The following is a 12,952-nucleotide window of genomic DNA, read 5'->3' on the forward strand; positions in this document are numbered from 1 at the left end:
GCGTCAGTCGGTGCCGGAGTCGAAGGCCGCGGCCTCGGACGCGGCATCCGTCGCCTCGGCCAGCTCCTCCTGCTCGGCGCTGTACTGCTCGGCACGCTCGGTGATCTCGCCCGCCTCGCCCTGCGTGAGGTGCCCGACGAGCTCGCCGGTCGCGCCGCCGATGAGGCCCTTCGACGCGTAGTACTCGAGGCGGACGCGCGAGTCGGCGATGTCGAGGTTGCGCATCGTCAGCTGCCCGATGCGGTCGGTCGGCCCGAACGCCGCGTCGCCGACGCGCTCCATCGAGAGCTTCTCGGGGTGGTACGACAGGCGCGGGCCGGTGGTGTCGAGGATCGTGTAGTCCTCGCCGCGGCGCAGCCGCAGCGTGACCGAGCCGGTGACGGTCGAGCCCACCCACTTCTGGATCGACTCGCGCAGCATGAGCGACTGCGGCTCGAGCCAGCGGCCCTCGTACATCAGGCGGCCGAGCCGGCGGCCCTGCTCGTGGTACGTCGCGAGGGTGTCCTCGTTGAGGATGCCGTTGACCAGGCGCTCGTAGGCCGTGAACAGCAGCGCCATGCCCGGGGCCTCGTAGATGCCGCGCGACTTCGCCTCGATGATGCGGTTCTCGATCTGGTCGCTCATGCCGAGGCCGTGGCGGCCGCCGATGCGGTTGGCCTCGAAGACGAGCTCGACGGGGTCGGCGAACTCCTTGCCGTTGAGCGCGACCGGGCGGCCCGCATCGAACGTGACGGTGACGTCCTCGGCCTCGATCTGGACGGCGGGATCCCAGAACCGCACGCCCATGATCGGCTCGACGGTCTCGAGCGAGACGTCCAGGTGCTCGAGCGTCTTCGCCTCGTGGGTGGCGCCCCAGATGTTGGCGTCGGTCGAGTACGCCTTCTCGGCGGCGTCGCGGTAGGGGAAGCCGTGCTCGACGAGCCACTCGCTCATCTCCTTGCGGCCGCCGAGCTCCGTGACGAAGTCGGCGTCGAGCCACGGCTTGTAGATGCGCAGCGCGGGGTTCGCGAGGAGCCCGTAGCGGTAGAACCGCTCGATGTCGTTGCCCTTGTAGGTGGAGCCGTCGCCCCAGATGTCGACGCCGTCCTCCTTCATGGCACGCACGAGCAGCGTTCCGGTGACGGCCCGGCCGATCGGGGTGGTGTTGAAGTAGGTGCGCCCGCCGGAGCGGATGTGGAACGCGCCGCACGCGAGCGCGCCGAAGCCCTCCTCGACGAGGGCCGGCTTGCAGTCCACGAGGCGTGAGATCTCGGCGCCGTACGTGAGGGCGCGGTCGGGGATCGAGCCGATGTCGTCCTCGTCGGGCTGACCGAGGTCGCCGGTGTAGGTGCACGGGATGGCGCCCTTGTCGCGCATCCACGCCACGGCCACGGAGGTGTCAAGTCCTCCCGAGAAGGCGATGCCGACGCGTTCGCCGACGGGCAGGGACTGGAGGACCTTCGACATGGATGACAAGTCTACTGAGCGGCATCCGGATGCCTCGCACGCATGTCCTCACACCACCAGCGGTCCGCGGGTGGCCGGCGCGCGGTGACGGGTGGCCCGCCGCTCCCGGTACCGGCCGATGAGGACGATCGCCGTGCCGATCGCGAGGAATCCCACCAGGATCGCCCCGATGTAGACGAACGCCGACGCGTACCCGCCCGCGCCGTGCGGGTCGAGGAACGGATACGGGTACCACCACGGCGTGGTGCCGTCCGGGTTCCCGACGCGCTCGCCGCGGATCATCGTGTAGGTCGTCCACACGAGCGGGTAGCCGACCAGCACGCCCAGCGACCACCAGGGCAGCGCGCGGCGGCGCGGCGCGAGCAGCAGGTCCAGCAGGAAGTAGATCGGCAGCACCACGTGCAGCACCTCGACGGCGTACTTGTCGAGCATCGCGATGCCGACGGAGTCGCCGAGCGCGACGGCCGACGGCAGGCCCCGCAGGAGGATGTTGTAGACGAGGCCGAGCAGCAGGATCGGTCCTGTGACGGCGGCGACGGCGAGCGCGATGCCCAGCGGCTCGCGGCTCGAGCCCGGGTGCCGCATCGCCCATGATGCGGCCACGAGCAGTGCGACGACGCTGAGCGACGTCGACACGATCGTGAACAGGCTGAAGTAGTTCGCCAGCACGTCGCCGAGGCTCTGCCCCTGACGCGCTGCGCGATCCACGTTGACGATGAATCCGGCGACGACCCCGGAGAATCCGGTGATCGCCGCTGCGATTCGGAACCATGCCCAGTGCATTTCCCCAACCCCTCTCGACTCCACGCGGGTGCGTGTCGTCTCCCCGAGCACCGGTGTACTCGCGGTGGAGGCCCGAGGTGGCAAAGATTGGCCCGCGGACAGCGCGGAAAACGCTCATCCGTGTCGACGCTTTGTGTGAAGTCCACAACGCGTCCGCCGTTCGGGGGACAACTCCTACAAGCGCTTACATCCGGCGGTTCGGACCCGTCGAGGGCGGAGCTTCATCGCTCGCGGGCGAGCGCCGCATCGGCGACGGATGCCGCAGGCTGCGGCTCATCCACGGCGCCGGTAGCACAGCGGCCGCCGACATCACAGCCCCTGCCTCCTCCCGCGCGGGCCTGACACCCTGACCCCATGGCCCCTCCCGTGACACCACCGACCCCGCACGGCCGCCCGCACGGCGACGAGCGCGGCAGCGGCCCCCTCCTCGACGACGCGATCGGTCTGCTCACCCGCGGCTACGACCTCGGCGAGCACGTCTGGCAGCGCGTGCGCGAGGGCGCCCGGTCCGCGCCGATGCGGCTGCTCGGCCGTGACGCCCTGCTCGTCCGCGGCGCGGAGGGAGTCGCCCTCTTCTACGACGAGCGGCTCATCAGGCGGCACGGCGCGATGCCCGCCTTCGTGCAGGAGACCCTCTTCGGTCACGCGTCCGTCCACAGCCTCGACGGCGAGGAGCATCGGCACCGCAAGGCGACGTTCGTCGCCGTGCTCTACGAGGACGCCGAGGTCCGGCGCATCCTCCCGCTCCTCGAGCGGGAGTGGCAGGCCGAGCTGGCCGCGTGGATCGGAGGCGAGCGCCGCAGCGCGTACGATGCGGCGGTCGGCGCGCTCGGCCGCGCGATCATGCGCTGGGCAGGTATTCCGGGCACCCCGGCCGCGCAGACCCGCTGGGCGCAGCGTCAGGCGCAGATCGTCGACGGCTTCGGCGCGCCGTACTCACCCGGCTACGTGATGGCGAGGATCAACCGGTGGTGGTCCGACCGGCACGCCGCGCAGCTCATCGAGGCGGTGCGGGCCGGTCGACTGGCGGCACCGGACGGCTCGGCCCTGCGCGCGTGGGCGGAGCACCGCGACCGCGACGGGGCGCTCCTGCCCGCGAAGCTCGCCGGCGTCGAGCTGCAGAACAGCTTCCGCCCGATGATCGCGGTGGCGCGCTTCGTCGCGTTCGCCGCGAAGGAGCTGCACGACCGGCCGGAGTGGCGCTCCCGCATCGCGGCGGAGACCGAGGGGCGCGGCACGCTCGTCGGGGGCACGCTGGCGACGGCCTTCGCGCAGGAGATCCGCCGCACGGCCCCGTTCGTGCCGTTCCTGCCGGGCTGGGCGCTGACCGACGTCGAGCTGGACGGTCACCGGGTCGAGGCGGGCGGTCGCGTCCTGCTCGACATCCTGGGCACCGACCTCGACGCGCACTCGTGGGAGCACGCCGGCAGCTTCGACCCCGAGCGCTTCGTGGGGGTCGACGACTACGAGGCCATCGCCGCCTTCGTCCCCCACGGCGGAGCCGCCGTCGCCACCGGCCACCGCTGCCCGGGTGAGAAGCTCGCGATCGCCGGGCTGGCCGCCGCCGTCGCGACGCTCTCCGATCCGCGCATCACGATCCTCGGCGACGGCCTCGGCGTCGACCGGCGTCGACTGCCGACCAAGCCCGCGTCGGGCGGACGCGTGCGGGCGACGGATGCCACGCCCCGCTGCCCCTTCCACTGACCCCGGCCCGCGGCATCCGGCCCGCGGCATCCGGCCCGCGGCATCCGGCCCTCCCCGCCCGCCCCGATAGGATGGGGTGTAACCGTCCGCTAGCGGGGGAGTAGCCCATGCCAGGCATCGTGATCGTCGGAGTCCAGTGGGGAGACGAGGGCAAGGGCAAGGCCACCGACCTCCTCGGTGAGCGCACCGACTGGGTGGTCAAGTTCAACGGCGGCAACAACGCCGGCCACACCGTCGTGATCGGCGACGAGAAGTACGCGCTGCACCTGCTGCCCTCCGGCATCCTCTCGCCCGGCGTGAACGCCGTGATCGGCAACGGCGTCGTGATCGACCTCGAAGTGCTCTTCGCCGAGCTCGAGGCGCTGCACGCGCGCGGGCTCGACACCTCGCGCCTGCGCGTGAGCGCGAACGCGCACATCATCACGCAGTACCACCGCACGCTCGACAAGGTCACCGAGCGGTTCCTCGGCAAGCGCCAGATCGGCACGACCGGTCGCGGGATCGGGCCGGCGTACGCCGACAAGATCAACCGCGTCGGCATCCGCGTCCAGGACCTCTTCGACGAGAACATCCTGCGCCAGAAGGTCGAGGGCGCGCTCGACCAGAAGAACCACCTGCTGGTCAAGGTCTTCAACCGTCGCGCCATCACGTGCGACGAGATCGTCGACGACCTGCTGGGGTACGCCGAGCGGCTGCGGCCGATGGTCGCCGACACCGGCCTCCTGCTGAACGAGGCGCTGGACGAGGGCGACGTCGTCGTGTTCGAGGGCGGTCAGGCCACGATGCTCGACGTCGACCACGGCACCTACCCGTTCGTGACGTCGTCGTCGGCGACGGCGGGCGGCGCCGCGACCGGCTCGGGCGTGGGCCCGAACCGCCTGGACCGCATCGTCGGCATCGTCAAGGCGTACACGACGCGGGTGGGCTCGGGTCCGTTCCCGACCGAGCTGTTCGACGAGAACGGCGACTTCCTGCGCTCGCGCGGCTTCGAGTTCGGCACCACGACCGGCCGCCCGCGCCGCGTCGGCTGGTACGACGCGCCCATCACCCGCTACGCCACCCGCATCAACGGCATTACCGACCTCGTGCTGACCAAGCTCGACATCCTCACCGGCCTCGACCGGATCCCGGTCTGCGTCGCCTACGACGTCGACGGGCAGCGCTTCGACGAGGTGCCGGTCAACCAGTCCGACTTCCACCACGCCAAGCCGATCCTCGAGTACTTCCCGGGTTGGAAGCAGGACATCTCGGGCGCCCGCACCTTCGACGAGCTTCCGATCGAGGCGCAGGAGTACGTGCTCGCCCTCGAGGCGATGAGCGGCACGCGCATCTCGGTCATCGGCGTCGGCGCGGCGCGCGACGCGGTGATCGTCCGTCACGACCTCATCGACTGAGCAGCCGGTGAGGTTCCTGCTGGGCGGGTACACCGCCGACATGGACGGCAGCGCCTCCGGGATCGGGGTGCTGCTCGCCGGTGCGGCCGACGAGGCGTCGGCCGGCGGCGCACCGGCCTTCGCGGGGGAGGCCGCGGCCGTCGACTCGCCGTCGTGGCTCGCGCTGCATCCGGGCTCCGGCAGCATCGAGCGCGGCGACGTGGTGTACGCGGCGCTGGAAGCCCGCGGCGAGGTGCAGGCGTTCCGGCGCACCGGCGAGGCGACGCTGATGCCGCTGGGCGCACCGGTGCCCGCCGGTGAGGCGGTCTGCCATGTCGCGGTCGCACCCGACGCACGCTTCCTCGTCGCCGCCTGCTGGGGCGACGGACGCGTCGTGCGGATGGAGCTGGATGCCGCCGGCCGGCCCGGGTCGCCGACCCTCGCGGCCGCCGCGGCCGACCCGTACGGCCCGGGCGCATCGTCGGAGCCCGCGGCGGGCGACATCGACCTGGCCGCGGCCGCCCGCGCCCTCCGCGCGGCGGCGGGGACGGAGTTCGCCCACCTCGTGCCCGACCACGACGTCGCAGACGACCGGGAGGCGGCGGACGACGCGGGGGATGAGGCATCCGCTCGCCCGTCCCGAGCCCACCAGACCGTCTTCCTGCCGGACGGACTGATCGCCACGACCGACCTGGGCCTGGATCTGGTGCGGTTCTGGCGCACCGGAGGCGAGGGGCTCCGGCCCCTCCAGCAGGTGGCGCTGCCGAAGGGCAGCGGGCCGCGGCACATGGTGTGGCACCCGAGCGGGCATCTCTACGTCGTCACGGAGCTGTCGTGCGAGCTCTTCGTGCTCGCGCCGTTCCCGCCGGCGACGGGCTCGGGCCCCGCGACGTGGCGCGTCGTGGCCGGCACCCCGCTCGGCGCCGGGATGCTGCCGGGCGACAGCGCGGCCGAGCTCGCCCTGTCGCACGACCGGGAGTTCCTCTACGCCGGCGTGCGCGGCAGCAACACCCTCGCGGCGCTGCGGGTCCGCGGCGCGGGCGAGTCCGTCCTGCCGGTCGCGCTCGTCGACGCCGGCGTGGACTGGCCGCGACACCATCTGGTGGTGCGCGACACCCTCCTCGTCGCCGGACAGCGCTCCGACGAGATCGCCTCGCTGAGCCTCGACATCCGCACCGGCGTCCCCGGACGCGTGCGCCACCGGGCGGCGGCGCCCTCGCCGACCTGCATCGTCGCGATCCGCTGACGCGGCGGCGGCGCGGCCGTCGTCAGAGCTTGGCGTCCTGCCGGGGGATGAACACCTGCTTGATGATGAGCAGGATCGACGCGGTCACCGGGATCGCCACGAGCGCGCCCAGCAGTCCCAGCAGGGTGCCGCCGACCATGGCGCCGATCACCACGAGCGCTCCCGGCACCGAGATGGTCCTGTTCATCACGCGCGGCGTGAGCACATACGCCTCGAGCTGCATGTAGACGAGATAGATGACGGCGAAGATGAGCGCCGGCACCCAGCCGGTGAACAGCGCGATCACCGTCGCCGTGATCCAGTACAGCACGGAGCCGATGAGCGGGATGAGCGTGATGCAGAAGGCCAGCACGGCCATCAACGCCGGGAAGGGCAGACCCAGGAACGCGTGCAGGAGGAACGCCACGACCGAGTTGCAGAAGGCGAGGATCACCATCCCCATCAGGTAGCCGCCGATGGAGTCGGTGATCTGCTCGGTGAGGACGCCGGCCTTCGCCCGGTTGCGGGCGGGCGCGAACCGGATGAACGCCACCTTCATGGCCGGGAGCCCGGCGAGGAAGTAGAGGCTGAGCACCAGCACGATGATGAGGCCCGAGATCGTCGTCCCGACGTTGACCGCGAAGTTCAGCACGCCGCCGCCGATCGCGGCGATGTTCGCCGGATTGGTGAGGAACTGCTCGACCTGGTCGGTGATCGCGCCGACCTGCGCGCCGAACGTCGTGGCGAGCCACGCGTAGAAGTCGGACTGCTGGAAGTCGTCGACGGTCGTCGGGAGGTCCTGGAAGAACGCGGTGAGCTGCCCGACGAGCGCCGGGACCACCAGCAGCAGGACCGCCGCGAGCACCAGCGCGAACGCGCTGTAGACGATCACGATCGCCCACGGCCGCGACACCTTGTGCCGGCCGAACCAGCGCACGACCGGGTCCAGACCCAGGGCGGCGAACAGGGCGAAGACGATGTAGATGATGATCGTCGACAGGTTCCAGAAGGCCAGGCCCAGGGCGAGCGCGGCGAGGCCGCCGAGGGTGATGAGCAGGCCGAGGGTGAACGGGCTGTTGAGATTCGCCCAGAACGTCTTCCCGGCGGGGGCCTCGCCGGTGAACACGGGCTGCTGGTCCTCGGCGGACACGGGGGTGACGGGGCGCCGGGTCGCGTGGCCGTCCGTCTGCGCCGCGGCGGGCACAGGGGAGGCAGCCGGTGCGTCGGTGGCGCCGAGAGAGGGCGAGGACTCGGTCATGGTCACACTCTAGGCCCGCGCTGACGGCGGGAACGAGCGATCGACGGTGACTTCACGCCGATCGCGTGACATCATCGGCGGCGGGCGCGCCGGGTGCCCTCGGGTATCGTCGAGGGGCGAGGAGGACCCCTGATGACCGAAGATCCCGCGGCGACGCTGGCCCGGCTGCGCAGCAGCATCGACAACATCGACGCCGCCCTGATGTACATGCTCGCGGAGCGCTTCAAGGCGACGAAGCAGGTCGGTCACCTCAAGGCCGACCACGGCATGCCGGCATCCGACCCCGCGCGCGAGGAGCAGCAGGTGGCGCGCCTGCGCAGCCTCGCCGAACAGGCCGACCTCGACCCCGCCTTCGCCGAGAAGTGGTTCAACTTCGTGGTGGCCGAGGTGATCCGTCACCACACCGAGGTCGCCGACAGCCGCTGACCGCATCGCCGCGAACAACGGATGCCGCCACCCGGCGAGACCACGCCGGGTGGCGGCATCCGCTCTCCCTCCTGCTACGGGACGGTGCGACGCAGAGTGAGGTACGACAGCCCGCCCAGCACGACGGTGAGCAGGAGCCCCCACGCCGCCAGTCCCGTGGCACCGAGCTGCACGAGCGTCGAGACGACGTCTCCCCAGACCTCGAAGCGGGTGATCGCCCACACGGCGAGCAGCAGCACGAGGCCGACGCCGACCCAGATGACCGTCAGGATCAGCGGACCGAACCGCTTGTACACGGTCGCCGACCAGAAGCCCAGCATGAAGATGAGCATCGCCATCACGAAGTAGAAGAACGCCGCGCCCAGCGGGCCGTCCTCGACCACCCAGTCCAGGGCGAAGAAGTACCCGTTCAGGCCCCAGCCGTTCGTCGCCTCCTCGATCATGCCGCCCACGGCGAACACCGAGCCCAGCAGCGCGGCGCAGATCGCCGCGGCCAGCATCGTGCCGAGGAAGAACTCCCTCCTGGTGACGCTCATCGCCTGCGAGAAGGGGAACGTCAGCGTCAGCGACGCGATCCCCACGAACAGCAGCACCCACAGCGGAGCCTGCGAGCCGCCGCCGTAGAACGGGCCCGGAAGGCCCGAGGAGCTGAGGATCGCGTAGATCGCGATCGACATCGCGAACGCCGCGCCGAGCACGATCAACGGGACCCAGACGAAGGTCTGCTTGTTGATCAGCTGCATGCGCACGACATTGACGGTGCGGTTCATCGCAGTGCTCCTTCCTCGGACGCCGCGGCGCCCGACGTCGCGTGCTGTGTGGTGCGGACGATCAGCTGCTGCAGCGACACCGGAGCCACGTCCAGACCCGTCGCGGCGAGCCGCTCGCGGTCGGCGAGCGTGAGTGCGCCGAGGACGGTGACGGATGCCACATTCCCGAGGCTCTCGCGGTGGATCACCTGGCGCCCGGCGACGAACGCGTCGACAGCGCTCGCGTCGCCCACGATGTTCGCGGCGCGGTTGCGGACGGCATCCGTCTCCTCGTCCATCACGATCCGGCCGCGGTCGATCACCAGCACGCGCTCGATGAGGTTCGACACCTCGTCGATCAGGTGGCTCGAGAGGATCACGGTGCGCGGGTGCTCGGTGTAGTCCTCGAGGAGGCGGTCGTAGAAGATCTGGCGGGCGACGGCGTCCAGGCCCAGGTACGGCTCGTCGAAGAACGTGATCTCGGCCCGCGAGGCGAGGCCGATGATCACCCCGACCGCCGAGAGCTGACCGCGCGAGAGCTTCTTGATCCGCGTCTTCACCGGCAGCTGGAAGTCGTCCACCAGCTGTTCCGCCAGCTCCTGGTCCCAGTTCGGGAAGAAGAGGCGTGCGGTCTCGAAGGCGTGCCGCGGCAGCGCGTCGTCGGGATACTTCTGGCTCTCGCGCACGAAGCACATGCGCGAGAGCACCTTGGCGTTCTCGTACGGCTGCATGCCGAACACGCGCACGTCGCCGGACGTCGCGAAGTTCTGCGCCGTGAGGATCGACATGACCGTCGTCTTGCCCGCGCCGTTGCGCCCGAGCAGGCCGTAGATGGTGTCCTTCTCGATCGTGAAGCTCACGTCGTCCACCGCGACGACGTCGCGATAGCGCTTGGTGAGATTCTTCACCTCGATGACGTGCGTCCCGGTCGTCATCGTGCTGTCCCTTCCGTGATGGTGGCGAGCTGCGCGGCGGCGCGCTCGCGGATCAGTCCTGCGAGGTCGTCCGGGCCGAGCCCGAGCCTGCCGGCCTCGGCCAGCAGCGGGTCGACGAACCGGTCGGCGAACGCCGCGCGGCGCTCCCGCAGGAGGAGCTCCCGCGCGCCCGGTGCCACGAACATGCCGATGCCGCGCCGTTTGTAGAGCACTCCCTTGTCGGCGAGCATCGCGATCCCCTTCGCTGCGGTGGCGGGGTTGATGCGGTAGAACGTGGCGAGCCCGTTCGTCGAGGGAGCCTGCGCCTCTTCGGCCAGGCTGCCGTCGATGATCGAGTCCTCCACGCTCTCGGCGATCTGGAGGAAGATCGCCCGTCCGTCTTCGATCACGCCTGCCTCGACTTCATTGGTTACTTACTTGACTAAGTAACCAGCATACAGGGCGGGATGTCAAGACCCGGATGCCGGTGCCCGTGGCGGTGATATCACGCGCGCGCGGCTAGCGAGCACCCGGCGACGATGTCCAATTTGAAGCGACCGGTGAGCCGTGAAACGGTGGATGAGGCCCTTCGCGGGCCGCTACCCGACCAGTCCGCGGTCTCCGGTGATGCCCCAGTGCGCGTCAGACCGGAGGGCGTACGGTCGGCGGCCGTGGGGCGGATCCGACATCCGCCCGCCCGAGCGGCCGCCACCCGGGCGCGACCGATGCAGCTTCCTGCACCGGAGCTGCCGAGGTGCACAGTGACACTTCCGCCTGCCATCGAGGCGAAGAACCTCTACAAGGTCTTCGGACGCAACCCCCGTGACGCGATGCGGAGGCTGCGCGCCGGGGCCACCCGCGCCGATGTGGCCGACGCCGGCTCCGCCGCGGTCATCGACGCGAGCTTCACCGTCCAGCCGGGCGAGATCTTCGTGATCATGGGCCTGTCCGGCTCGGGCAAGTCCACCATCATCCGCATGCTCAACGGCCTGCTCCCGCCCACCGCCGGCGACGTGCTGGTGCAGGGCCGGAGCGTCACGAAGGCCTCTGCGAAATCGCTGCGCTCCATCCGACAGCGTTCGGTGTCGATGGTGTTCCAGCACTTCGCACTGCTGCCGCACCTCTCCGTGCTCGACAACGCCGCGTATGCCCTCGAGATCCAGGGCGTCCCCCGCGACGAGCGCCGTGCACGGGCGCGCGAGATCCTCGAGAAGGTCGGGCTCCAGGATCGGGCCGAGGCGATGCCGGACGAGCTGTCGGGCGGCATGCGCCAGCGCGTCGGCCTCGCCCGCGCGCTCACCTCGGGCACCGACATCCTGCTGATGGACGAGGCGTTCTCTGCGCTGGACCCGCTCATCCGCCGCGAGATGCAGGAGCAGCTCGTCGAGCTGCAGCGCGAGCTGGGACGCACCATCGTCTTCATCACCCACGACCTCAACGAGGCCATGTTCCTCGGCGACCGCATCGCCGTCATGAGGGACGGCCGCATCGTCCAGAACGGCACGCCCGAGGAGATCCTCACCGATCCGGCCAACGACTACGTCGCGCAGTTCGTGCAGGACGTCGATCGCGCCCGCGTGCTGACGGCAGGCTCCGTCATGGCGCCGCCGGCCGCCACGATCCCCGTCACCGCCGGCGTCCGCGGCGCGCTGCGCGTCATGCGCGACCTGCAGGTGGGCGCCGTCGCGGTCGTCGAGAACCGGCGCTTCCTCGGCACCGTCACCGACCGCGCGGTCATCCGCGCGGTGAAGGACGGCCGCACCGATCTGCGCGCACTGGCGACGCGCACGCACCCCGTGGTGCACGTCGACGATGCGCTGACCGGCGTCGTCGAGCGTTCCGTCGAGAGCCCGTTCCCGGTGGCCGTCGTCGACGACGGCGGCAGGCTCGTCGGCACCATCCCGCGCGTGACGCTGCTGGCGGCGCTCGGCAACGTCCCCGCCGTCACGCGCGAGAACCCCGTGATCGAGGCCCCCGCCACCGTGCCGGTGGCCGAGATCACCCACACCCTCGAGGTCATCGACGCGGCATCCGGTGCGGGCGTCGCCGTCCCCGAGGCGATCACGACGGAGGGAGCCCGCTGATGCAGACACTGCGACTGCCCCTCGGGGCCTGGATCGAGGCCTTCGTGGACTTCCTCGGCGACACGTTCGGCTGGTTCTTCGACGCCGTCGCGGTCGCTCTCGGCACCGTGTACGACGGCTTGGCGTGGCTTCTCGTCACGCCTCCGTTCTGGGTGATCATCGCGGTGTTCGCCGCGCTGGCATTCTGGGTCAAGGGCGCGAAGCTCGCGATCGGCACCGCGCTGGGACTCCTCCTCATCGTGCTGGTGGATCAGTGGGACAACGCCATGGACACCCTCGCGCTCGTGCTCGTGGCATCCGCCATCGCGACCGCGATCAGCGTGCCGGTGGGCATCTGGGCCGCCGGAAACGAGCACGTCTCGCGCGCGGTGCGGCCGGTCCTGGACTTCCTCCAGACGATGCCGGCCTTCGTCTACCTCATCCCCGCCATCATCTTCTTCGGCGTCGGAGCGGTGCCGGGCATGATCGCGACGATCCTGTTCGCCCTGGCTCCCGGCGTCCGCCTGACGGAGCTGGGGATCCGCGGCGTCGACCAGGAGGTCGTCGAAGCCGGCCACGCCTTCGGCGCAAGCCCCGCGCGCATCCTGCGTCAGATCCAGCTCCCGCTCGCGCGCCCCAGCATCATGGCCGGCGTCAACCAGATCATCATGCTCAGCCTGTCGATGGTCGTCATCGCGGGCATCGTCGGAGCCGGCGGGCTGGGCGGCGAGATCACCCGGGCCATCGGCCGCATCAACGTCGGGCTGGGGTTCGAGGCGGGCATCTCGATCGTGATCATCGCGATGATCCTCGATCGGCTGACCTCCGCCTTCGCCACGCCGACCGGGCCCCGGACGCGCCGCCGTGGTGTCGCCGCGGCATCGCAGGACGGCGCCGGGTCGGACGACGGCGCGACGCGGAGCGCGACGGCGCCGGAGCCCGGCGTCCCCGTCGGCACCGCCTGACCCACCCGGACGGACGTCGTCCGTCCGCCCATCGACCGGGCGGGAC

Annotated in this window: 12 protein-coding genes; 6 read left to right on the forward strand and 6 right to left on the reverse strand. The window is 70.8% G+C overall.

Annotated features, from left to right (window positions below):
• Positions 1-3 precede the first annotated feature (3 nt).
• Entirely contained in the window at positions 4-1,446 is a 1,443-nt protein-coding gene (argG, locus tag ACFRAL_RS02560; RefSeq protein ID WP_336393961.1) for an argininosuccinate synthase, read from the reverse strand.
• Positions 1,447-1,494: 48 nt separating this feature from the next.
• Positions 1,495-2,229, reverse strand: a complete 735-nt coding sequence (locus tag ACFRAL_RS02565) for a Pr6Pr family membrane protein (protein WP_336393960.1) — start codon at positions 2,227-2,229, stop codon at positions 1,495-1,497.
• A gap of 354 nt (positions 2,230-2,583) precedes the next feature.
• Between ACFRAL_RS02565 and ACFRAL_RS02570 the strand changes: the two genes are divergently transcribed.
• The 3 genes from ACFRAL_RS02570 to ACFRAL_RS02580 all read left to right on the forward strand — a co-directional run bounded on the left by ACFRAL_RS02570 (position 2,584) and on the right by ACFRAL_RS02580 (position 6,552).
• Positions 2,584-3,933, forward strand: a complete 1,350-nt coding sequence (locus ACFRAL_RS02570) for a cytochrome P450 (protein ID WP_378879383.1) — start codon at positions 2,584-2,586, stop codon at positions 3,931-3,933.
• 107 nt (positions 3,934-4,040) lie between these two features.
• A complete protein-coding gene (locus ACFRAL_RS02575) occupies positions 4,041-5,327 on the forward strand; it encodes an adenylosuccinate synthase (RefSeq protein ID WP_378879386.1) in 1,287 nt (428 codons plus the stop codon).
• Positions 5,328-5,334: 7 nt separating this feature from the next.
• Entirely contained in the window at positions 5,335-6,552 is a 1,218-nt protein-coding gene (locus tag ACFRAL_RS02580) for a lactonase family protein (protein WP_378879389.1), read from the forward strand.
• A 22-nt stretch (positions 6,553-6,574) separates the two neighbouring features.
• On the opposite strand, the gene ACFRAL_RS02585 is transcribed toward ACFRAL_RS02580, so the two are convergent.
• Positions 6,575-7,789, reverse strand: coding sequence for an AI-2E family transporter (locus ACFRAL_RS02585; RefSeq protein WP_378879392.1), 1,215 nt, complete (start codon positions 7,787-7,789; stop codon positions 6,575-6,577).
• A 132-nt stretch (positions 7,790-7,921) separates the two neighbouring features.
• On the opposite strand from ACFRAL_RS02585, the gene ACFRAL_RS02590 reads away from it, so the two are divergent.
• Positions 7,922-8,215 carry a chorismate mutase gene (locus ACFRAL_RS02590; RefSeq protein WP_336393955.1) on the forward strand — a complete coding sequence of 98 codons (294 nt, stop codon included), beginning with the start codon at positions 7,922-7,924 and terminating at the stop codon, positions 8,213-8,215.
• Between the two features lie 74 nt (positions 8,216-8,289).
• Here the strand turns inward: ACFRAL_RS02590 and ACFRAL_RS02595 are convergent, their stop codons facing one another.
• From ACFRAL_RS02595 to ACFRAL_RS02605, 3 genes are read right to left on the reverse strand one after another with little or no spacing between them, the layout of a single operon-like run.
• Positions 8,290-8,985, reverse strand: a complete 696-nt coding sequence (locus ACFRAL_RS02595; RefSeq protein ID WP_336393954.1) for a hypothetical protein — start codon at positions 8,983-8,985, stop codon at positions 8,290-8,292.
• Positions 8,982-9,899 carry an ABC transporter ATP-binding protein gene (locus ACFRAL_RS02600; RefSeq protein ID WP_336393953.1) on the reverse strand — a complete coding sequence of 306 codons (918 nt, stop codon included), beginning with the start codon at positions 9,897-9,899 and terminating at the stop codon, positions 8,982-8,984. The genes ACFRAL_RS02595 and ACFRAL_RS02600 overlap by 4 nt, the downstream gene beginning before the upstream one ends.
• On the reverse strand, positions 9,896-10,288 hold the full coding sequence (locus ACFRAL_RS02605; RefSeq protein ID WP_336393952.1) for a GntR family transcriptional regulator: 393 nt from the start codon (positions 10,286-10,288) through the stop codon (positions 9,896-9,898). Before ACFRAL_RS02605 ends, ACFRAL_RS02600 begins: the two co-directional genes overlap by 4 nt.
• A 315-nt stretch (positions 10,289-10,603) precedes the next feature.
• On the opposite strand from ACFRAL_RS02605, the gene ACFRAL_RS02610 reads away from it, so the two are divergent.
• Positions 10,604-11,962 carry a glycine betaine/L-proline ABC transporter ATP-binding protein gene (locus tag ACFRAL_RS02610; RefSeq protein ID WP_378879397.1) on the forward strand — a complete coding sequence of 453 codons (1,359 nt, stop codon included), beginning with the start codon at positions 10,604-10,606 and terminating at the stop codon, positions 11,960-11,962.
• Entirely contained in the window at positions 11,962-12,906 is a 945-nt protein-coding gene (locus ACFRAL_RS02615) for an ABC transporter permease (protein WP_378879400.1), read from the forward strand. Before ACFRAL_RS02610 ends, ACFRAL_RS02615 begins: the two co-directional genes overlap by 1 nt.
• Positions 12,907-12,952 lie beyond the last annotated feature (46 nt).

This window comes from Microbacterium sp. NPDC056736 (assembly GCF_042790415.1).
GTDB lineage: Bacteria > Actinomycetota > Actinomycetes > Actinomycetales > Microbacteriaceae > Microbacterium.

Coding starts and splice junctions, on each gene's coding strand:
- argG (WP_336393961.1), bottom strand. CDS start 1,446: ATGTCGAAGGTCCTCCAGTCCCTGCCCGTCGGCGAACGCGTCGGCATC.
- ACFRAL_RS02565 (WP_336393960.1), bottom strand. CDS start 2,229: ATGCACTGGGCATGGTTCCGAATCGCAGCGGCGATCACCGGATTCTCC.
- ACFRAL_RS02570 (WP_378879383.1), top strand. CDS start 2,584: ATGGCCCCTCCCGTGACACCACCGACCCCGCACGGCCGCCCGCACGGC.
- ACFRAL_RS02575 (WP_378879386.1), top strand. CDS start 4,041: ATGCCAGGCATCGTGATCGTCGGAGTCCAGTGGGGAGACGAGGGCAAG.
- ACFRAL_RS02585 (WP_378879392.1), bottom strand. CDS start 7,789: ATGACCGAGTCCTCGCCCTCTCTCGGCGCCACCGACGCACCGGCTGCC.
- ACFRAL_RS02590 (WP_336393955.1), top strand. CDS start 7,922: ATGACCGAAGATCCCGCGGCGACGCTGGCCCGGCTGCGCAGCAGCATC.
- ACFRAL_RS02595 (WP_336393954.1), bottom strand. CDS start 8,985: ATGAACCGCACCGTCAATGTCGTGCGCATGCAGCTGATCAACAAGCAG.
- ACFRAL_RS02600 (WP_336393953.1), bottom strand. CDS start 9,899: ATGACGACCGGGACGCACGTCATCGAGGTGAAGAATCTCACCAAGCGC.
- ACFRAL_RS02610 (WP_378879397.1), top strand. CDS start 10,604: ATGCAGCTTCCTGCACCGGAGCTGCCGAGGTGCACAGTGACACTTCCG.
- ACFRAL_RS02615 (WP_378879400.1), top strand. CDS start 11,962: ATGCAGACACTGCGACTGCCCCTCGGGGCCTGGATCGAGGCCTTCGTG.